Raw genomic sequence first — 19,915 nt, 5'->3', positions numbered from 1 at the left:
ACCTATCAAGCGGGTAAATGCCATGCGCTTGACCTTGCGCCAGCTGCAGGTCTTCGTCGCCATCGCCGACCATGGCAGCACCACCGCTGCCGGCCAGGCCATTGCGCTTTCGCAGTCGGCCAGCAGCGCCGCCCTGCAGGAACTGGAGGCGCACTTCGGCACCCCGCTGTTCGACCGCATCGGCCGCCGCCTGGCCCTGAACGGCCACGGCCGCGCGCTGCTGGAGCCGGCGCGTACCCTGCTGGTCAATGCCGCCGATCTGGAGCGGCAGCTGGCTGCCGGCGGCGACCCGTCGCAGGGTGCACCGCTGCGGCTGGTGCTGGCCGCCAGTACCACCATCGGCAACTACCTGCTGCCGCCGCGCATCGCCGAACTGCTGCGGCAGGCGCCGCAGGCCGAAGTCGACCTGCGCATCGACAACAGTGCCGGCGTGGTCGCCGCCGTGCAGCGACTGGACGTGGACGCCGGCCTGATCGAAGGCCCATGCCACGAGCGCGGGCTGCAGGTGACCGCCTGGCAGCAGGATCCGCTGGTGATCGTCGGCGCCGCCGACGCCCCCGCGCGCTGGTCGCTGGATGAACTCCGCCGCGCCCGCTGGCTGCTGCGCGAACCGGGCTCGGGTACCCGCGAAGCGGTGGAACAGGCGCTGCTGCCGCACCTGCGCGGCTTCGCCCAGACCCTGCAGCTGGGCAATACCGAAGCGATCAAGCAGGCCGCCATCGCCGGCCTCGGCCTGGCCTGCCTGTCCCGGCACGCCCTGGAAGAACCCTTGGCCCTCGGCCGCCTGCGCGTGCTCCAGACCCCGCTGCCCGCCTTGCAGCGCACCCTGTGGCTGGTACGCCACCCCGGCAAGCAATGGCTGCCGGGGTTGCAGGCGTTGTTGGGGGAGGTGCAGTAGCAGGGATCCGTCTTGCACTGCGCGAATTCCACGAAGGGGTCAGAGCCCGTTGCGCAGCAACGGGATCCGACCCCGACCGATCGACAGTTCTTGCAGCGCTCATCCACGCATGGCGTGGATCTACCGTGTCGACCAAGGTCGCCACCCACCAGAGCAGAATGCCGTTCCGACAGATCGCAGAAATCTGTCGAAGGCGGGATGGGTCCGGTTGAGGGGGCGTGAGCCGCATGGATGCGGCGACCGAGCTTACATGGGTGAGGGCGCTTTGCTTGCGAAGCACTGCTTCGCAAGCGCCCGAACGCACAGCCGCCAGCGGCTGGGCCGGGCCCCGGAGGGGGGCTTGCAGCGTCCCCCGCAACCGGACACACCCCGCCATCCCACAGGAAACCAGCTTTTGACGTTGCTGTTGAGGTTGCCGGCCAGCGGCCGGCACTACCGCGGGTGCCGGGTGCAACCCGGCCGACGCCCCCAACCCGTACAATATCCGGATGCCTCTGATTACTCTGCAGAACGTCGACTTCAGCGTCGGCGGCCCGTTGTTGCTGGAAAAGGCCGAACTGTCGATCGAGCCGGGCGAACGCATCGCCCTGATCGGCCGCAACGGCGCCGGCAAATCCACCCTGCTCAAGCTGCTGTCCGGCGACCACAAGCCCGATGACGGCGAAGTCCGCGTGCAGCAGGGGGTGCGCGTCACCCGCCTGGAGCAGGAAGTGCCGCATGGCGCCGCCGGCTCGGTGTTCGATGTTGTGGCCGACGGCCTCGGCGAACTGGGCCAGTGGCTGGCCGAATTCCACCACCTCAGCCATGCCGAAGTATTCGATGGCGAAGCCCTCGGCAACGTACAGGCCAAGATCGATGCCTCCAACGGCTGGGGCCTGGACCAGCGCGTCAGCGAAACCCTGACCAAGCTCGACCTGGACGGCGAGGCCGAGTTCGGTCGCCTGTCCGGCGGCATGAAGCGCCGCGTGCTGCTCGCCCGCGCGCTGGTGTCCAGCCCCGACGTACTGCTGCTGGACGAACCGACCAACCACCTGGACATCGAAGCCATCGACTGGCTCGAAGCGTTCCTGAAGGGCTGGAGCGGCAGCGTGGTGTTCGTCACCCACGACCGTCGCTTCCTGCGTGCACTGGCCACCCGCATCGTCGAGATCGACCGCGGCCAGGTCACCAGCTGGCCGGGCGACTGGGCCAACTACGAGCGCCGCCGCGAGGAACGCCTCAACGCGCAGGCGCAGGAGAACGCCCGCTTCGACAAGCTGCTGGCGCAGGAGGAAGTCTGGATCCGGCAGGGCATCAAGGCCCGGCGTACCCGTGACGAAGGCCGCGTGCGCCGCCTGAAGGCGATGCGCACCGAACGCTCGCAGCGCCGCGACCTCAGCGGCAACGTCAAGATGGAAGCCGCGCAGGGCGTCAGCTCCGGCAAGAAGGTCATCGACGTCAAGGACATTTCGTTCGCCTTCGGCGAGCGCACCATGGTCCGCGATTTCACCACCACCATCCTGCGTGGCGACCGCATCGGCCTGATCGGCCCCAACGGCAGCGGCAAGACCACGCTGCTGAAGCTGCTGCTGGGCGAACTGCAGCCGGCCAAGGGCGAGGTCAACGCGGGCACCAACCTGCAGATCGCGTATTTCGACCAGTACCGCGCGGTGCTGCGCGAAGACTGGAGCGCGATCGAGAACGTCGCCGAAGGCCGCGATTTCCTCGAGTTCAACGGCAAGCGCAAGCACGTGCATGCCTACCTGCAGGACTTCATGTTCACCCCGGAACGAGCGCGTGCGCCGATCACCCGCCTGTCCGGTGGCGAGCGCAACCGCCTGCTGCTGGCCAAGCTGTTCGCGCAGCCATCCAACCTGCTGGTGATGGACGAACCGACCAACGACCTGGACGTGGAAACCCTGGAGCTGCTGGAAGAGCTGCTGGGCGAGTACACCGGCACGCTGCTGCTGGTCAGCCATGACCGTGACTTCATCGACAACGTGGTGACCTCCACGCTGGTGATGGAGGGCGACGGCGTGATCGGCGAGTACGTCGGTGGCTACAGCGACTGGCAGCGCTATGCGGCCAGCGTGGCTGCACCTGCTGCGGCCCCGGCTGCCAAGCCAGCGACCGCTGCACCGGCCGCTCCGGCGGCTGCGACCCCCGCTGCGCCCAAGCGCAAGTTGGCCTACAAGGAAGCGCGCGAGCTGGAGCAGCTGCCGAAGACCATCGAGAAGCTGGAAGGCGATGTCGAAGGGCTGACCTCGGCGATGAACGACCCGTCGTTCTACACCCGCAGCAGCGCCGAAGTAACCGCGCACACCCAGCAGCTGGCCAAGGTGCAGGCCGAGCTGGATGCGGCCTACGCGCGCTGGGAAGAGCTGGAAGGCTGAGCGTCTGTCACGGCCGTCTCGCCCGGCGGGCGGCTGTGGCTTTTGATCTGATTCCGCCTTGAAGCGAGCCGAGCACCGCAGGTCCGGCGAGGGCGAAGAGGCGCGGGTGTCTGAGCGCAGCGAGTTCCCGCGCCGTCCCCCGGTGGGCCGAGGAGCGCAGGGTACCGGTGCGCAGCATCGGCTCGCGGACGGCGGAGCGTTTCTTTTGGTTACTTTTCTTTGCGCGCAAAGAAAAGTAACGCCCATGAACGCCTCAGATTGCAGCAGTCATGATCCGCGCAGCGCGGTCATTTAACCCCGTGCAGATCCCGCAGCTGGCTCGGCCGGCTGCCGAAATACGCCGCCAGATCGGCGATGTCCTGATCGCTCAGGTCCTTCGCCTGCGGCGTCATCAGCGCATGCTGGCGGTCACCGGCGCGGTAGGCCTGCAGCGCATGCGCCAGGTAATCACCGTACTGCCCACCCAGCTTCGGATAGGTCGCATCGATCGGCGCGTTGCCGTCGGCCCCGTGGCAGTCGATGCAGCTCTGGTTGGTGGCTTTGCCCTTCACCTTGGCGCGGACTTCACCGGCGGCCTCGCGACCTGCCGGCAGGCCGGCGGAGGACGATGAACCGTGTTCGCCGCTGGCATGGCCCGGGTCGGCGGCGGATTTCTCGCTGTTCTCCACCTGCGACTGTGAACAGGCCGCCAGCAGCAGGGCAACGGACAGGGCGATGGCGTGACGCATCGGATGCGCGGCTTTCGACATGGGCGGGCCTTACTTGACGGTGGACAGGTAAACAGAGAGATCGGCGATCTCCTGTTCGCTGAAACTCATCGACTGCGCCTGCATCGTCGGATGCCGGCGCTTGCCCTGGCGGTATTCGGTCAGGGCCTGGGCCAGGTACTGCTGGGTCTGGCCGCCGATCTTCGGCACCCGGTAGCTGGGGTAGGCGTTCTTGTAGCCGGTGATGCCATGGCACCCTTGGCAGGTATAGGCCAGGACACGGCCATTGTCGAAGTTGCCGGTGGGTGCGGCAGGCGCCGGGGCAGCGGCGGGAGCCGGGGCCGGGGCGGGTGTGGCAGGAGCAGGAGCGGGCTGTGCGGCGGCCCCAAGGGGCAGGAGGACGGCCAGAGCGAGACAAGCGGCGAGCGGCTGCGGGCGCATGGTGTCGTTTCCGGGGATTCGGGTCTGGTCGTTCCGGCGTGGGGTACGGAACGCCCCGAGTATAGCCTCAGGTTTCATCTAGCTGAAATGGGGGGAGGCCGACCAGCGGCGTGAAGGCACCATGACCTTTGGGATATGGTGTTGCCGTGAAGTGGTGCATTACTTTGCTACCACACCTGTCCACGCATCCTCCAGGGATCTGACGATGTCGCACCCAACCTTCCTGTCCGGCCGTCGCAGCGGAATCTGCGCTGCCGCACTGCTGATCTCCACCTCCCTGCTGCTGGGCGGTTGCGCCGCAGGGCCCAATTCCGAAGCCAAGGCCGCCGAGACCAAGGAGGAGAAGAAGGTCGACGCGGTCCCGGTCGAAGTGGCCGTGGCCAGCCATCGCGCGGTCGCCGCCAGCTACACCGGCACCGCCGCGCTGGAGCCGCGTGCCGAGTCGCAGGTGGTCGCCAAGACCTCCGGCGTGGCGCTGGCGGTGCTGGTCGAAGAAGGCCAGCGGGTCACTGCCGGCCAGCCGCTGGTTCGTCTGGACCCGGACCGTGCGCGGCTGGCCGTGGCACAGAGCGAAGCGCAGATGCGCAAGCTGGAAAACAACTACCAGCGCGCGCAGAAGCTGGTCGGCCAGCAGATGGTCAGCGCTGCAGACGTCGACCAGCTGCGCTTCGACCTGGAGAACGTCCGCGCGCAGTACCGCCTGGCCACGCTGGAGCTGTCCTACACCACCGTCGTGGCGCCGATCTCCGGCGTGATCGCTTCGCGTTCGATCAAGACCGGCAACTTCGTGCAGATCAACACGCCGATCTTCCGCATCGTCGACAACTCGCGGCTGGAAGCCACCCTCAATGTGCCCGAGCGCGAGCTGGCCACGCTGCGCGCCGGCCAGCCGGTGACGCTGGCCGCCGATGCGCTGCCGGGGCAGAGCTTCACCGGCACCGTCGATCGCATCGCGCCGGTGGTGGATTCGGGCAGCGGCACGTTTCGCGTGGTCAGTGCCTTCGACGGCGCCGCGCACGCGCTGCAGCCCGGCATGTTCGGGCGCATCCGCATCGACTACGACCAGCGCGCCGATGCGCTCGTGGTGCCGCGCCTGGCGCTGCTCGACGATGGTGAGCCGGCGGTGTTCCGGGTGCGCGAAGGCAAGGTCGCACGCGTTCCGGTCAAGCTGGGTTACGCCGAGGGCCCGTGGGTGGAGATCCGTGATGGCCTGGCGGCCGGTGATCAGGTGGTCACCGCCGGCAAGGTCGCGCTGCGCGACGGCACCGCAGTGCAGGTGATCGCCGATCCGAAGGCAAAGCCGAAGACGGTCGCAGCGGCCGCCAAGCCGGCAGACAAGGCCGGGAGTAAGCAATGACCGCCCCGGGCCACGACCACGGTGCCTCGCCGGCGAGCGACGGCGCCGCCGCCGGCATGCGCGGCGGCCTGGTGGAGTTCGCCACCCGCCGCCGCGTGACCATCGCCATGTGCACGGTCACCCTGCTGCTGTTCGGCCTGATCGCGCTGGGCAACCTCAAGGTCAACCTGCTGCCTGACCTGAGCTACCCGACGCTGACCGTGCGCACCGAGTACACCGGTTCGGCGCCGACCGAAATCGAAACCCTGATCACCCAGCCGGTTGAAGAGGCGGTCGGCGTGGTCAAGAACCTGCGCAAGCTGAAGTCGGTCTCGCGCACCGGCCAGAGCGATGTGGTGCTGGAGTTCGCCTGGGGCACCAACATGGACCAGGCCAGCCTGGAGGTGCGCGACAAGATGGAAGCGCTGAACCTGCCACTGGAGGCCAAGGCCCCGGTGCTGCTGCGCTTCAATCCGTCCACCGAGCCGATCATGCGCCTGGTGCTGTCGAACAAGGTGGCGCCGACCAGCGATGCCGATGCGGTCCGCGAGCTGACCGGCCTGCGCCGCTATGCCGATGAAGACCTGAAGAAGAAGCTGGAGCCGGTCACCGGCGTGGCCGCGGTCAAGGTCGGCGGTGGCCTCGAGGACGAGATCCAGGTCGACATCGACCAGCAGAAGCTGGCCCAGCTGAACCTGCCGATCGACACCGTCATCAAGCGCCTGAAGGACGAGAACATCAACATCTCCGGCGGCCGCCTGGAGGAGGGTTCGCAGCGCTTCCTGGTGCGTACCGTCAACCAGTTCGCTGATCTGGAGGAGATCCGCAACCTGCTGGTCACCACCCAGGCCTCCAACGGCAGTGCCGCTGATTCGGCGTTGCAGCAGATGTTCAACATTGCCGCGTCGACCGGTTCGGCGGCAGCCATCGCAGCGGCCTCGGCGGCGCAGAGCGCATCGTCCGGCGGCGGTTCCAGCGTGGTTGCCAACGGTGTGCCGGTGCGCCTGAAGGACGTGGCCACCGTGCGCCAGGGCTACAAGGAGCGCGAAGCGGTGATCCGCCTGGGCGGCAAGGAATCGGTGGAGCTGGCGATCTACAAGGAAGGCGACGCCAACACCGTGTCCACCGCCGAAGCGCTGCGCAAGCGCCTGGAGCAGATCAAGGGCACGTTCCCGTCCGATGTCGAGATGACCACCATCGAGGACCAGTCGCGCTTCATCGAGCACGCCATTGCCGACGTCAAGAAGGATGCGGTGATCGGTGGCCTGCTGGCGATCCTGATCATCTTCCTGTTCCTGCGCGATGGCTGGAGCACGTTCGTGATCAGCCTGTCGCTGCCGGTCTCGATCATCGCCACGTTCTTCTTCATGGGCCAGCTCGGCCTGAGCTTGAACGTGATGTCGCTGGGCGGCCTGGCACTGGCCACCGGCCTGGTGGTGGACGACTCGATCGTGGTGCTGGAGAGCATCGCCAAGGCCCGCGAGCGTGGCCTGGGCATCCTGCAGGCGGCCATCGCCGGTACCCGCGAAGTGAGCATGGCCGTGGTTGCCTCGACCCTGACCACCATCGCAGTGTTCCTGCCGCTGGTGTTCGTCGATGGCATCGCCGGCCAGCTGTTCCGCGACCAGGCGTTGACCGTGGCGATCGCCATCGCGATCTCGCTGCTGGTGTCGATGACCCTGATCCCGATGCTGAGCTCGCTGAAGGGACGGCCGCCGCTGGCGTTCCCGGAAGAAGCGCCGAACGCGCCGTGGCAGCCGCAGAACCGCTGGCAGAAGCCGGTGGCGCTGGGCCGTCGTGGCGCCGTGGCGACCGCGCGCTGGAGCTTCTACGCGCTGGCCTGGCTGATCGTGCGGCTGTGGCGCGGCGTGGTGGCCGTGGTAGGCCCGGTGATGCGCAAGGCCAGCGACCTGGCGATGAAGCCCTACGCCGGTGCCGAGCGTGGCTACCTGCGCCTGCTGCCGAGCGCACTGGCGCACCCGGGCAAGGTGCTGGGCGTGGCCACGATCATCTTCGTGGCGACCATGGCGCTGGTGCCGATGCTCGGTGCCGACCTGATCCCGCAGCTGGCGCAGGACCGTTTCGAGATGACGGTGAAGCTGCCGGCCGGCACGCCGCTGAAGCAGACCGATGCACTGGTGCGCGAGCTGCAGCTGGCACACGGCAAGGGCGAAGGCGTGGCCTCGCTGTATGGTGTCAGCGGCAGCGGCACCCGCCTCGATGCCAGCCCCACCGAGAGCGGCGAGAACATCGGCAAGCTGACCGTGGTGATGGAAGGCGGTGGCAATGCACGCACCGAGGCCGAGATCACCGAGCGCCTGCGTGACACCATGGGCCAGCACCCGGGTGCGCAGGTCGATTTCGCGCGGCCGGCGTTGTTCAGCTTCTCCACGCCGCTGGAAATCGAGCTGCGCGGGCAGGACATGGCGACGCTCGAAGTAGCCGGCCAGCGCCTGGCGGCGCTGCTGCGCGGCAATGCGCACTACGCCGATGTGAAGTCGACGGTGGAAGAGGGCTTCCCGGAAATCCAGATCCGCTTCGATCAGGAACGCGCCGGTGCGCTCGGCCTGACCACGCGCCAGATCGCCGACGTGGTGGTGAAGAAGGTGCGCGGCGATGTCGCCACCCGCTACAGCTTCCGTGACCGCAAGATCGACGTGCTGGTGCGTGCGCAGGAAGGCGACCGCGCCAGCGTGGAGAGCATCCGCCGGCTGATCGTCAATCCGGGCAGCACCCGTCCGGTCACGCTGGACGCGGTAGCCGAAGTGGTCGCCACCACTGGACCCAGTGAGATCCACCGTGCCGACCAGACGCGGGTGGCGGTGGTGTCGGCCAACCTGCGCGACATCGATCTTGGCGCGGCCATGCGCGAGGTGCAGCAGATGGTCGCCGAGCAGCCGCTGGGTGCGGGCGTCGGCCTGCACATCGGTGGCCAGGGCGAGGAGCTGGCGCAGGCGGCGAAGTCGTTGATCTTCGCCTTCGGCCTGGCGATCTTCCTGGTCTACCTGGTGATGGCCTCGCAGTTCGAATCGCTGCTGCACCCGTTCGTGATCCTGTTCACCATCCCGCTGGCGCTGGTCGGTGCGATCCTGGCGCTGATGCTGACCGGCAAGCCCATCTCGGTGGTGGTGTTCATCGGCCTGATCCTGCTGGTCGGCCTGGTCACCAAGAACGCGATCATCCTGATCGACAAGGTCAACCAGCTGCGCGAGGCTGGCGTGGCCAAGCACGAGGCGCTGGTGGAAGGTGCGCGCTCGCGCCTGCGGCCGATCATCATGACCACGCTGTGCACGCTGTTCGGCTTCCTGCCGTTGGCGGTGGCGATGGGTGAGGGCGCTGAAGTGCGCGCGCCAATGGCGATCACCGTGATCGGCGGCCTGCTGGTGTCGACCCTTCTGACCCTGCTGGTGATCCCGGTGGTGTACGACCTGATGGACCGTCGTGGCGATGCGTATTACCGCGAACGTGGCCGCAAGCATGCCTGCGGGATCGAGCCGGGTGCAGCGGGCAGCGCGGCGGGTGTGGAGGAACCGGCATGAGTGTGGCCGAGTTCTCCATCCGCCGCCCGGTCACCACCATCATGTGTTTCGTGTCGCTGGTGGTGATCGGCCTGATCGCTTCGTTCCGGCTGCCGTTGGAAGCGCTGCCGGACATCTCCGCGCCGTTCCTGTTCGTGCAGATTCCGTACACCGGCTCGACCCCGGAGGAAGTGGAACGGACCATCATCCGCCCGGTCGAGGAATCACTGGCGACGATGACCGGCATCAAGCGCATGCGCTCGTCGGCCACCTCCGAGGCGGCGCTGGTCTACATCGAGTTCAGTGACTGGGACCGTGACATTGCGATTGCCGCTTCGGATGCCCGCGAGCGCATTGATGCGATCCGCAGTGACCTGCCTGACGACCTGCAGCGCTACAACGTGTTCAAGTGGTCCAGCAGTGACCAGCCGGTGCTGAAGGTGCGCCTGGCCAGCACCACCGACCTGACCACCGCGTACGACATGCTCGACCGCGAGTTCAAGCGGCGCATCGAGCGCATTCCCGGCGTGGCCCGTGTCGACATCACCGGTGCGCCGCCGAACGAGGTGGAGATCGCCATTGATCCGAACCGCCTCAACGCGCACGGCCTGAGCATCAATGAACTGAGCGAGCGCCTGCGCACGCTGAATTTCTCGATCTCGGCCGGGCAGATCGACGACAACGGCCAGCGCGTGCGCGTGCAGCCGGTGGGCGAGATCACCGACCTGCAGGAGATGCGTGACCTGGTGATCAACGCCAAGGGCCTGCGCCTGGGGGACATCGCCGACGTGCGCCTGAAGCCGGCGCGGATGAACTACGGGCGCCGCCTCGATGGCAACCCGGCGGTTGGCCTGGACATCTTCAAGGAGCGCAGTGCCAACCTGGTGGAGGTGTCGCGCGCGGCACTGGCCGAGGTTGAATCGATCCGTGCCGAAGCGTCGATGCGCGACGTGCAGATCAAGGTGATCGACAACCAGGGCAAGGCGGTCACCTCCTCGCTGCTGGAACTGGCCGAGGCCGGTGCGGTCGGCCTGATCCTGTCGATCACGGTGCTGTTCTTCTTCCTGCGCCATTGGCCGTCGACGCTGATGGTGACCCTGGCCATTCCGATCTGCTTCACCATCACCCTGGGCTTCATGTACTTCGTCGGGGTGACGCTGAACATCCTGACCATGATGGGCCTGCTGCTGGCGGTGGGCATGCTGGTCGACAACGCCGTGGTGGTGGTGGAAAGCATCTACCAGGAACGCGAGCGCATGCCGGGGCAGCCGCGCCTGGCCTCGATCATCGGCACCCGCAACGTGGCCATCGCGCTCAGCGCCGGCACGCTGTGCCACTGCATCGTGTTCGTGCCGAACCTGTTCGGCGAGACCAACAACATCAGCATCTTCATGGCGCAGATCGCGATCACCATCTCGGTCTCGTTGCTGGCCTCGTGGCTGGTTGCGGTCAGTCTGATCCCGATGCTGTCCGCGCGCATGGCCACGCCGAAGCTGGTGCACTCGCAGACCGGCATGATCGCGCGCCTGCAGCGCCGCTACGCGACGCTGCTGGACTGGTCGCTGCGCCATCGAGGCTGGAGCCTGCTCGGCATCCTGCTGGTGGTGCTGGTCAGCCTGGTGCCGATGAAGCTGACCAAGATCGACATGTTTGGTGGTGACGGTGGCAAGGACATCTTCATCGGCTACATGTGGAAGGGTGCCTACACCTACCGCCAGATGTCCGATGAAGTAGCACGGGTGGAGAACTGGATCGACCAGAACCGTGAGCGCCTGCACGTGAAGCAGGTCTATTCCTGGTACAGCGAGCAGGAAGGCAGCTCCACCGTGGTCACCCTGGACGAAAAGTACGCCAAGGACATCAAGGCGCTGCAGGAAGAGCTGCGCAAGGGCCTGCCGAAGTCCGCCCGCACCGACTATTTCGTTGGCAACCAGGGCGGCGATGGCGGTGGCGGTGGCAACCAGGGGGTGCAGGTGCAGCTGGTCGGCGACTCCAGTTCGATGCTGCAGGAGATCGGGCAGGAAGTGGTACCGCTGTTGGCCCAGCGCGCCGAGCTGCGCGACGTGCGCATCGACAATGGCGAGAAGGGCGGCGAGCTGAAGGTGCGTGTCGATCGTGAGCGCGCCGCAGCGTTCGGCTTCAATGCCGAGCAGGTGGCCAGCTTCGTCGGCCTGGCGCTGCGCGGTGCACCGATGCGCGAGTTCCGCCGCGGTGACAACGAAGTACCGGTATGGGTGCGCTTCGCCGGCGCCGAGCAGAGCAGCCCGGAAGACCTGGCCGGTTTCAGCGTGCGCACCGGCGACGGCCGCAGCGTGCCACTGCTGAGCCTGGTCACCGTCGACGTCGGTTCGTCGGCCACCCAGATCGGACGCACCAACCGCCAGACCACGCTGACCATCAAGGCCAACCTGGCCGAGAAGGTCACCGCGCCGGATGGCCGCAAGGCGATGGAGTCGGTGCTCAAGCCGATGAACTTCCCGGCCGGCTATGGCTTCACCTTCGATGGCGGCGACTACGGCAACGACGATGAAGCGATGCAGCAGATGGTGTTCAACCTGCTGATCGCGCTGGTGATGATCTACGTGGTGATGGCGGCGGTGTTCGAGTCGCTGCTGTTCCCGGCGGCGATCATGAGTGGCGTGCTGTTCTCGATCTTCGGCGTGTTCTGGCTGTTCTGGATCACCGGCACCTCGTTCGGGATCATGTCCTTCATCGGCATCCTGGTGCTGATGGGCGTGGTGGTGAACAACGGCATCGTGATGATCGAGCACATCAACAACCTGCGGCGCGGCGGCATGGGCCGAACGCAGGCTTTGGTTGAGGGCTCACGCGAGCGCCTGCGCCCGATCATGATGACGATGGGCACGGCGATCCTGGCGATGGTGCCGATCTCGCTGACCAGTACGCAGATGTTCGGCAATGGCCCGGAGTACGCGCCGATGGCGCGCGCGATTGCCGGCGGCCTGGCGTTCTCGACCGTGGTCAGCCTGCTGTTCCTGCCGACGATCTATGCAGTGCTGGATGACCTGCGCAGTGCGGTGACACGCTTGATCCGCCGCGCCCGCGGTCTGGAGATCGTGCCGGGTACCCCGGTGTAGTGGTCGAGCTTGCTCGACCGTCCGTAATGCACGGCAACGTGTTGTGGTGTGGGGGAGGCCGGTCGTAGTGGGGCGGCCTCCCCCCTTTTTTTGATGTTCTGCGCAGAGCATGCTCGGCCGATCTTTGCGGTCGGCGTAAAGCGTGCCAACCAAGGTTGGCACCTACCGGTCGCGCGCGCAGACGCCGTGCGGCCGGTAGCGCCGGGCCATGCCCGGCGGGGCGTTGCAATCAACCGGCGACCTTGCCCCACACCTTGAACGTGGTCAGCCACAGGCCGAGCATGCTGCCGATGTTGGTCAGCATGAAGGTCAGCACCACGCGGGTGACGCGGTTGCGATACCAGCCCTTCAGGCTCTGCGCATCGTCGCGCAGCTTCAGGAAGTCCTCATACGCAGGCTTGCGCAGGCGCGCTTCCACCAGGGCCGAGAATGCGCCGGTCGGGATGCTCAGGCGGAACGGCTTGAACGGCGCCACCGCGATCGCGGTGAGGATGCTCAGCGGATGGCCGCCGGCCAGCAGGCAGCCCAGGCCGGCGAGGCCACCGGTATACATCGCCCAGGTCGCCAGCAGTTCGGTGCCCACGCCCAGACCACCGCGGTAGAAACCTACGCCGATACCGGTCGCCACGATCGCCAGGATGCCCAGCGTGAACCACGGAATGTTGCGCTTCTTCGGCACCGCTTCCAGCTCGGCGCGCAGCGGCGCCGGTGCTTCGGTATCGGTTTCCAGGTAGCGCGCCAGCCCGGCCAGGTGGCCGGCACCCACCACCGCCAGCACTTCACGCTGCTGCGCGTCGTGTTCCTCGCGCAGGCGCGTGGCCATGTAACGGTCACGTTCGCCGATGATGGTCTCGTACAGCGCCGGGCTCTCGCTGGCGAACTCGCCGAAGCTCGACTCCAGCATGTCGCCCTGCTTGAGCTTCTCGATCTCGTTCTCGCCGACTTCCTCGGACGAGAACAGGCCAGCCCCGAGACCGGCGACCAGCTTCAGCTTGCCGAAGAAGCCCAGCCGCTGCGAGGCACGGCGGAAGGTCAGGCCAACCTCGCGGTCGATCAGGTGCACGGGCAGGTGGCGCTCGCGTGCCAGTTCCACCGCGCGTTTCAGTTCCGCGCCCGGCTCGATGTCGAGCTGTTCGGCCAGGCGGCGCTGGTACGCGGACAGGGCCAGGTTGGCGGCGAACAGGGCAACGCGGCCCTTGCGGATCACCTCGACCAGGTCGAGCTTGGCCAGCGTGTCCGGGTCGCTCAGCGCCTGCAGGCGCTGCGGGTCCAGTTCAACGGCAACGGCATCGAAGCGGCCGCTGTCGATGGCTTTTTCCACCGCCTCGACGCTGGAGCGGGAGACGTGGGCGGTGCCCAGCAGGGTATAACGCACGCCGTCGCGTTCAACGACGCGTACCGGCTGGCCGGCGAACAGATCGTCGCCGGTCTCGGGAAGGGTTTCAGTCATGGATTCATTCATTGGAAGGTGCGGTGTCGGCGCCATCGCCGAGCGCGCGCTGCATCTGCACGGTATCCAGCCAGCGGCCGTGCTTGCGGCCAAGGCCACGGAACACGCCCACCAGCTCGAAGCCGAAGCGTTCGTGCAGCTTGATCGACGCGGTGTTGGTCGGTTCACCGATCACCGCCACCATCTGCCGGTAGCCGCGCGCCACGCAGGCATCGATCAACGCCTGCAGCAGGCCAGTGCCGACGCCCTGGCCCTGGAAGCGGGCATCGACGTAGACCGAGTTCTCCACGGTCCACTGGTAGGCGACGCGGGTGCGGTAGGTGTTGGCATAGGCATAGCCGGCGACCTGGCCGTCGATCTCGGCGACCAGGTAGGGGAAGCCGCGGTCGATGATGTCGCGCATGCGGCGCAGCATCTCGGTCGCGTCCGGGATGTCGTACTCGTAGGTGTTGACGAAGTCGGTCACTTCCACCGCGTAGATCGCGGTGATCGCGTCGATGTCGGCAGGGCCGGCATCACGGATGAGGACGGCCATGCGCGGGCTCCGGATCAGTCGATGTAGCGCTTGAGCAGGTCGCCGTAGGCATCGATGCGGCGATCACGCAGGAACGGCCAGATACGGCGCACGTGCTCGCTGCGCTGCAGGTCGACATCGCACAGCAGCACGGTGGCGTCGGTGCCGGCTTCGGCCAGGAATTCGCCCTGCGGGCCCAGTACGTGGCTGTTGCCCCAGAACTGGATGCCCGAAGCACCCAGCGGCGAGGCTTCATGGCCGACGCGGTTGCAGCTCAGCACCGGCAGGCCGTTGGCCACGGCGTGGCCGCGGTGACTCAGCACCCAGGCGTCGCGCTGGCGGGTCTTCTCGTCCTGCACATCGTCCGGGTCCCAGCCGATCGCGGTCGGGTACAGCAGCAGCTCGGCACCGGCCAGCGCCATCAGGCGCGCCGCTTCCGGGTACCACTGGTCCCAGCACACCAGCACGCCAAGGCGACCCACCGAGGTGTCGATCGGCTTGAAGCCGATGTCGCCCGGGGTGAAGTAGAACTTCTCGTAGAAGCCCGGGTCGTCCGGGATATGCATTTTGCGGTACTTTCCCAGCAGCGTGCCGTCCTTCTCGAACACCACGGCGGTGTTGTGGTACAGGCCCGCGGCGCGGCGCTCGAACAGCGAGCCGACCAGCACCACGCCATGCTGCTTCGCCAGCGCGCCCAGGCGCTCGGTGCTCGGGCCCGGAATCGGCTCGGCCAGGTCGAACTCGTCCACCGACTCGTGCTGACAGAAGTACGGGCCGTTGTGCAGTTCCTGCAGCAGCACCAGCTTGGCACCCTGCGCAGCCGCCTCGGCCACGCGTGCTTCGATCACCGCCAGGTTGGCGGCGGCATCACCGTGGTTGCGCTCCTGGATCAGGGCGACGGTAAGGGGGCTGCGCGAGTTCATGCGGGGCGTTCCTGCGGGGGAAAACCAGCATGTTAGCGCGGATGGACGGCGACGGCGTGTCGCGCGCTGAATGGGTGCTGGTAGTGCCGGCCGCTGGCCGGCAACCCCGTCAATCCATCAGGCATTGCATGGTTGCCGGCCAGCGGCCGGCACTACCCATCCTCAGGCCTTCAACAACCCTTCCGGCAGCTGCATGGTGATGCAGTGCAGGCTGCCGTTCTGCCAGATCAGCGAGCGGCAGGGCACCTGCACGATCTCGCGGCCCGGGTGCGCCTGGGCCAGCACATCGCGGGCCAGGTCGTCGGCCGGGTCGCCATAGGCCGGCATCAACACCGCACCATTGACGATCAGGTAGTTGGCGTACGACGCAGCCAGGCGGCGGCCTTCGTCGATCACCGGCTGTGCCCACGGCAGCGGGAACAGGCGGTACGGCTGCCCATCCTTGGTGCGCAGTGCGGCCAGCTCGTTGCCCATCGCCTGCAGTTCGGCGTAGTGCGAGTCGCTCTCGTCGTCACAGGCCTGGTAGACGATGCTGTCGGCCGAGGCGAAGCGGGCGAGGGTGTCGATGTGGGCGTCGGTGTCGTCGCCCTCCAGGTAGCCGTGGTCCAGCCACAGCACGCGGTCCTGCTGCAGCCAGTCGGCCAGGTCGGCGCTCAGGCTGGCGCGGTCGCGGTCCGGGTGGCGCTCGTGCAGGCACTTCCAGGTGGTCAGCAGGGTGCCTTCGCCGTCGGTCTCGATGCCGCCGCCTTCCAGCGCGAACGGGATGCTGCGCACCGGCGCGTCGTTGAACACGCCGGCCTGGTCCAGTACGCCCACCAGCTGGTCATCCAGGGTGGCATCGAACTTGCCGCCCCAGCCGGTGAAGCGGAAATCCAGCAGCTGGAAACCGCCGTCGGCGCGGCGCAGGGTGATCGGGCCGGAGTCGCGCAGCCAGGTATCGTCGTAGGCCGCCGTGGTGAAGTGGACCTTGTCCATGTCGATGCGGTTGGAGCGCAGCCGCATCTCGGCATAGGTCTCCACATCGTCGTCGGCCACGCAGATCAGCACCGGCTGGAAGCGGGTGATGGCCGCGACCAGGGCGATGTAGGTCTCTTCCACCTGGCCCAGGCGGTCGGCCCAGTCGGTGTCGGCGGTGGGCCAGGCAATCAGGACGCCGCTCTGGGCTTCCCACTCGGCAGGAAAACGAAGGGTCTGGTTCATGGTCTCGCTACACAGGCCCGCCCACGGCGGGTAAAGGGATCAACGGATCGGCGGTTTCGGGCCGACTTCGTTCGGGTCCGCCTGGTTGGCCACCACGTCGATCACCTTCTGCTTCTCGAAGTAGACGGTGAACTGCGGGTACACCCAGCGGTTGATGGTCGGCCATTGCCGCTTCTGCCCGCCACGCGGCTGCAGCTGTTCGCTCGGCGCGCCGAACTGCGCCTGAACCTGCTGCATGCTCTGGCCGCGCACGGGCAGGGCACCGGCCGGCTTCTCGCGGGCACGGTCGACAAGCAGGGTATCGGCCAACGCCGGCGTGGCGGCGGCCAGGGTGGCCATCACGGCCAGGGCGGACAGGTAACGCTTCATCTCGATCTACTCCCCAGTGGTCAAGAAAGGCGATTACAGCAAAAACGGCAGGAAAAAGCCGCATAAACAAAAAACCGCCCGAAGGCGGTTTCTTGCATCGGGTCGGCCCCGCGTAGGGCCAGCCGCAGCCGCGAGGGCTGTTGGGCTTAGCGCTGACGCGCCTTGAAACGCGGGTTCGACTTGCAGATGACGAAGATCTTGCCGCGACGACGGACGACCTTGCAGTCGCGGTGACGGGCCTTCGCCGACTTCAGGGAGGACAGGACTTTCATGGCATACCTCGGCGTAAACAGTAGTTGTTCGGGTGGAGCGTGGCCGCGATATGCGAAAGACAATCGGCAGTTGACGCTCGTTCAAGCCCGCCATTCTACCGGGCTTTTCCTCGTGGTTTCAAGTGGTTGCACAAAAGATCCCGCTGGGGGCGTCTGGCAGGGGCTAGAATGACCCCTTCACACGCTCTGGGACCCCCATGAATCCACTCGCTCCCGTCCTGACCATCGACGGCCCATCCGGGGCCGGCAAGGGTACCATCAGCCGCATCGTCGCGCGCCGGATGGGCTGGCATTACCTGGATTCGGGCGCGCTGTACCGGGCGGTGGGCGTGGCCGCCAGCTGGGCCGACATCGATACCTCGGATGCCTCGGCGCTGGTCCGCTGCACCTTCGATACCCACGTTCAGTTTGTCGAGCAGGGCGAGGCCATGCGGGTCATGGTCAACGGCACCGACGCCACCGACGAGCTGCGCCTGGAGACCACCGGCGCGCTGGCCTCGGCCATTGCCGCCATCCCGGAGGTCCGGGCTGCCCTGAAGGAACGCCAGCGCGCATTCAGGGAGCTGCCCGGCCTGGTCGCCGACGGCCGCGACATGGGCACGGTGATCTTCCCGGACGCCCCCTACAAGGTCTTCCTGACCGCCAGTGCCGAGGAGCGCGCCGAGCGCCGGCATAAGCAGTTGAAAGACAAGGGGGTTTCTGTTAACTTTGATGACCTCCTGCGCGAGATCATGGCCCGCGACGCCCGTGATGCTCAGCGTACCGTGGCGCCCCTGAAGCCGGCAGACGATGCTGTCCTCATCGACACCACAGGCATCGGCATCGCAGATGTCGTTGCCAGAGTGATGGATCTGCTTCCGGTTCCGGCTGCCTGATCCGTTCGCGCGGGAGCACTGCCAGCAGCATCGGCGGTGGTCGCGCATAGCAGTGCTGTACCAGCTCCGTCGCGCAATGATGCGTGGCGGTTTTCCTACTACACACGACCTGCATTTCCGGGGTCGACCAACAGGCGGGCGGTCGCCATTCCCCTGAAGGGGACGCCACCGACCCATGTGTCCAACAGAGTAAATCTAATGACCGAATCATTTGCCGAACTGTTTGAAGCCAGCCAGGCCAACCTGGCCAAGCTGAAGCCGGGCGCCATCGTCAGCGGTACCGTTGTTGAAGTCCGCGGCGACGTCGTGGTGATCAACGCTGGCCTGAAGTCCGAAGGCATCGTGCCGATCGAACAGTTCCGTAACGACGCTGGCGAAATCGACGTCGCCGAAGGCGACATCGTCAAGGTCGCCCTCGACTCGATCGAGAACGGCTTCGGCGAAACCGTCCTGTCGCGCGAGAAGGCCAAGCGCGCGATGGTGTGGGACGAGCTGGAAGAAGCGTTGGAAAAGAACGAAACCATCACCGGCCGCATCAGCGGCAAGGTCAAGGGTGGTTTCACCGTGGACATCAAGGATGTCCGCGCCTTCCTGCCGGGTTCCCTGGTCGATGTGCGCCCGGTGCGCGATCCGGCCTACCTGGAAGGCAAGGAACTCGAGTTCAAGCTCATCAAGCTGGACCGCAAGCGTAACAACGTCGTGGTCTCGCGCCGCGCTGTCGTCGAAAGCGAGCACTCGGAAGAGCGCGAGCAGCTGATGGACAAGCTGCAGGAAGGCGCGATCCTGAAGGGTGTCGTCAAGAACCTGACCGATTACGGCGCGTTCGTGGACCTGGGCGGTATCGACGGCCTGCTGCACATCACCGACATGGCGTGGAAGCGCGTGCGTCACCCGTCGGAAGTCGTGAACGTCGGCGACGAGCTGGACGTCCGCGTGCTGAAGTTCGACCGCGAGCGCAACCGCGTTTCGCTGGGCCTGAAGCAGCTGGGCGAGGATCCGTGGGACAACATCGGCCGTCGTTACCCGGCCAACAGCCGCGTCTTCGGCAAGGTCTCCAACGTCACCGATTACGGTGCGTTCGTTGAGATCGAGCCGGGCGTCGAAGGCCTGGTGCACGTCTCCGAGATGGATTGGACCAACAAGAACGTCAACCCGTCCAAGGTTGTGCAGGTTGGTGATGAAGTCGAAGTGATGGTGCTGGACGTCGATGAAGAGCGTCGCCGCATCTCGCTGGGCATGAAGCAGGTTGCCGCCAATCCGTGGGAAACCTTCGCTGCCACCCACAAGAAGGGTGACAAGGTGTCGGGCCAGATCAAGTCGATCACCGACTTCGGCATCTTCATCGGCCTGGACGGCGGCATCGACGGCCTGGTTCACCTGTCCGACATCAGCTGGGCCACCACCGGCGAAGACGTCGTTCGCAACTTCAAGAAGGGCGATACCCTGGACGCCGTCGTCCTGGCCGTCGACCCGGAGCGCGAGCGCATCTCCCTGGGCGTGAAGCAGCTGGAGCAGGATCCGTTCGGCCAGTATATGGCTGCCAATCCGAAGGGCTCCAAGGTCGAAGGCGTGGTGAAGGAAGTCGACGCCAAGGGCGCCGTGATCGAACTGGCCGACGGCATCGAAGGCTACGTGTCGGCTCGCGACATCGCCAACGAGCGCGTTGACGACGCTACCCAGCACCTGAAGGTCGGCGACAAGGTCGAAGCCAAGTTCGTGGGCATGGACCGCAAGGGCCGCACCCTGCAGCTGTCGATCAAGGCCAAGGACGACGCGGAAATGCGCGAAGTGCTGGAGGAATACCAGTCCTCTTCGGCTTCCAGCGGCACCACCCAGCTGGGCGCGCTGCTGCGTGCACAGCTGAACGGCAACAAGTCCGAGTAATCGGCCTTACGCTGTTCGTTGTTTCCTGGACGGCCCGGGCATTGCCCGGGCCGTTTCA

14 protein-coding genes and 1 pseudogene are annotated in these 19,915 nt (G+C 66.6%); 7 read left to right on the top strand and 8 right to left on the bottom strand.

From position 1 onward, the window contains the following. Nucleotides 1-22 precede the first annotated feature (22 nt). Nucleotides 23-898 (top strand): LysR substrate-binding domain-containing protein, encoded by an 876-nt coding sequence (locus tag D5301_RS05005; protein WP_110712014.1) that lies wholly within the window; start codon nucleotides 23-25, stop codon nucleotides 896-898. A gap of 488 nt (nucleotides 899-1,386) precedes the next feature. After that, nucleotides 1,387-3,270: an ATP-binding cassette domain-containing protein gene (locus D5301_RS05000; RefSeq protein WP_153855020.1), complete on the top strand. Its 1,884-nt coding sequence runs from the start codon at nucleotides 1,387-1,389 to the stop codon at nucleotides 3,268-3,270. A gap of 287 nt (nucleotides 3,271-3,557) precedes the next feature. Here the strand turns inward: D5301_RS05000 and D5301_RS04995 are convergent, their stop codons facing one another. Together D5301_RS04995 and D5301_RS04990 are read right to left on the bottom strand one after the other, a co-directional pair. Then, nucleotides 3,558-4,019 (bottom strand): cytochrome c, encoded by a 462-nt coding sequence (locus D5301_RS04995; RefSeq protein ID WP_153855019.1) that lies wholly within the window; start codon nucleotides 4,017-4,019, stop codon nucleotides 3,558-3,560. Nucleotides 4,020-4,028: 9 nt separating this feature from the next. Beyond that, entirely contained in the window at nucleotides 4,029-4,418 is a 390-nt protein-coding gene (locus D5301_RS04990; protein ID WP_005413034.1) for a c-type cytochrome, read from the bottom strand. A 205-nt stretch (nucleotides 4,419-4,623) separates the two neighbouring features. On the opposite strand from D5301_RS04990, the gene D5301_RS04985 reads away from it, so the two are divergent. The 3 genes and pseudogenes from D5301_RS04985 (at nucleotide 4,624) to D5301_RS04975 (ending at nucleotide 12,370) form a co-directional block, all read left to right on the top strand. After that, nucleotides 4,624-5,775 carry an efflux RND transporter periplasmic adaptor subunit gene (locus D5301_RS04985; RefSeq protein WP_153855018.1) on the top strand — a complete coding sequence of 384 codons (1,152 nt, stop codon included), beginning with the start codon at nucleotides 4,624-4,626 and terminating at the stop codon, nucleotides 5,773-5,775. 62 nt (nucleotides 5,776-5,837) lie between these two features. Continuing rightward, nucleotides 5,838-9,293 (top strand): annotated as a pseudogene (locus D5301_RS04980) (efflux RND transporter permease subunit); the annotation flags it as partial. Continuing rightward, nucleotides 9,290-12,370: an efflux RND transporter permease subunit gene (locus tag D5301_RS04975; RefSeq protein WP_153855016.1), complete on the top strand. Its 3,081-nt coding sequence runs from the start codon at nucleotides 9,290-9,292 to the stop codon at nucleotides 12,368-12,370. The pseudogene D5301_RS04980 and the gene D5301_RS04975, both read left to right, overlap by 4 nt. A gap of 229 nt (nucleotides 12,371-12,599) precedes the next feature. On the opposite strand, the gene D5301_RS04970 is transcribed toward D5301_RS04975, so the two are convergent. The 6 genes from D5301_RS04970 to ykgO all read right to left on the bottom strand — a co-directional run bounded on the left by D5301_RS04970 (nucleotide 12,600) and on the right by ykgO (nucleotide 17,098). Continuing rightward, on the bottom strand, nucleotides 12,600-13,832 hold the full coding sequence (locus D5301_RS04970; protein WP_194936607.1) for a TraB/GumN family protein: 1,233 nt from the start codon (nucleotides 13,830-13,832) through the stop codon (nucleotides 12,600-12,602). Next, nucleotides 13,825-14,355: a GNAT family N-acetyltransferase gene (locus D5301_RS04965; RefSeq protein ID WP_110712021.1), complete on the bottom strand. Its 531-nt coding sequence runs from the start codon at nucleotides 14,353-14,355 to the stop codon at nucleotides 13,825-13,827. The genes D5301_RS04970 and D5301_RS04965 overlap by 8 nt, the downstream gene beginning before the upstream one ends. 14 nt (nucleotides 14,356-14,369) lie before the next feature. Continuing rightward, nucleotides 14,370-15,257 carry a carbon-nitrogen hydrolase gene (locus tag D5301_RS04960; RefSeq protein ID WP_049397762.1) on the bottom strand — a complete coding sequence of 296 codons (888 nt, stop codon included), beginning with the start codon at nucleotides 15,255-15,257 and terminating at the stop codon, nucleotides 14,370-14,372. A gap of 162 nt (nucleotides 15,258-15,419) precedes the next feature. After that, complete coding sequence (locus tag D5301_RS04955; protein ID WP_005413039.1) at nucleotides 15,420-16,457, bottom strand: agmatine deiminase family protein; 1,038 nt, start codon at nucleotides 16,455-16,457, stop codon at nucleotides 15,420-15,422. Nucleotides 16,458-16,496: 39 nt separating this feature from the next. Continuing rightward, nucleotides 16,497-16,826 carry a hypothetical protein gene (locus D5301_RS04950; protein WP_006430960.1) on the bottom strand — a complete coding sequence of 110 codons (330 nt, stop codon included), beginning with the start codon at nucleotides 16,824-16,826 and terminating at the stop codon, nucleotides 16,497-16,499. 146 nt (nucleotides 16,827-16,972) lie between these two features. Continuing rightward, nucleotides 16,973-17,098 carry a type B 50S ribosomal protein L36 gene (gene ykgO / locus D5301_RS04945; RefSeq protein ID WP_005409283.1) on the bottom strand — a complete coding sequence of 42 codons (126 nt, stop codon included), beginning with the start codon at nucleotides 17,096-17,098 and terminating at the stop codon, nucleotides 16,973-16,975. A 197-nt stretch (nucleotides 17,099-17,295) separates the two neighbouring features. Between ykgO and cmk the strand changes: the two genes are divergently transcribed. Together cmk and rpsA are read left to right on the top strand one after the other, a co-directional pair. After that, nucleotides 17,296-17,973 (top strand): (d)CMP kinase, encoded by a 678-nt coding sequence (cmk, locus tag D5301_RS04940; protein ID WP_065199123.1) that lies wholly within the window; start codon nucleotides 17,296-17,298, stop codon nucleotides 17,971-17,973. A gap of 198 nt (nucleotides 17,974-18,171) precedes the next feature. Then, complete coding sequence (rpsA, locus tag D5301_RS04935; protein ID WP_049447857.1) at nucleotides 18,172-19,857, top strand: 30S ribosomal protein S1; 1,686 nt, start codon at nucleotides 18,172-18,174, stop codon at nucleotides 19,855-19,857. Nucleotides 19,858-19,915 lie beyond the last annotated feature (58 nt).

This window comes from Stenotrophomonas sp. MH181796, assembly GCF_009659995.1.
GTDB classification, from domain to species: domain Bacteria; phylum Pseudomonadota; class Gammaproteobacteria; order Xanthomonadales; family Xanthomonadaceae; genus Stenotrophomonas; species Stenotrophomonas riyadhensis.
This window is presented reverse-complemented; position numbering and strand designations above follow the sequence as displayed.

Coding starts and splice junctions, on each gene's coding strand:
- D5301_RS05005 (WP_110712014.1), top strand. CDS start 23: ATGCGCTTGACCTTGCGCCAGCTGCAGGTCTTCGTCGCCATCGCCGAC.
- D5301_RS05000 (WP_153855020.1), top strand. CDS start 1,387: ATGCCTCTGATTACTCTGCAGAACGTCGACTTCAGCGTCGGCGGCCCG.
- D5301_RS04995 (WP_153855019.1), bottom strand. CDS start 4,019: ATGTCGAAAGCCGCGCATCCGATGCGTCACGCCATCGCCCTGTCCGTT.
- D5301_RS04990 (WP_005413034.1), bottom strand. CDS start 4,418: ATGCGCCCGCAGCCGCTCGCCGCTTGTCTCGCTCTGGCCGTCCTCCTG.
- D5301_RS04985 (WP_153855018.1), top strand. CDS start 4,624: ATGTCGCACCCAACCTTCCTGTCCGGCCGTCGCAGCGGAATCTGCGCT.
- D5301_RS04975 (WP_153855016.1), top strand. CDS start 9,290: ATGAGTGTGGCCGAGTTCTCCATCCGCCGCCCGGTCACCACCATCATG.
- D5301_RS04970 (WP_194936607.1), bottom strand. CDS start 13,832: ATGAATGAATCCATGACTGAAACCCTTCCCGAGACCGGCGACGATCTG.
- D5301_RS04965 (WP_110712021.1), bottom strand. CDS start 14,355: ATGGCCGTCCTCATCCGTGATGCCGGCCCTGCCGACATCGACGCGATC.
- D5301_RS04960 (WP_049397762.1), bottom strand. CDS start 15,257: ATGAACTCGCGCAGCCCCCTTACCGTCGCCCTGATCCAGGAGCGCAAC.
- D5301_RS04955 (WP_005413039.1), bottom strand. CDS start 16,457: ATGAACCAGACCCTTCGTTTTCCTGCCGAGTGGGAAGCCCAGAGCGGC.
- D5301_RS04950 (WP_006430960.1), bottom strand. CDS start 16,826: ATGAAGCGTTACCTGTCCGCCCTGGCCGTGATGGCCACCCTGGCCGCC.
- ykgO (WP_005409283.1), bottom strand. CDS start 17,098: ATGAAAGTCCTGTCCTCCCTGAAGTCGGCGAAGGCCCGTCACCGCGAC.
- cmk (WP_065199123.1), top strand. CDS start 17,296: ATGAATCCACTCGCTCCCGTCCTGACCATCGACGGCCCATCCGGGGCC.
- rpsA (WP_049447857.1), top strand. CDS start 18,172: ATGACCGAATCATTTGCCGAACTGTTTGAAGCCAGCCAGGCCAACCTG.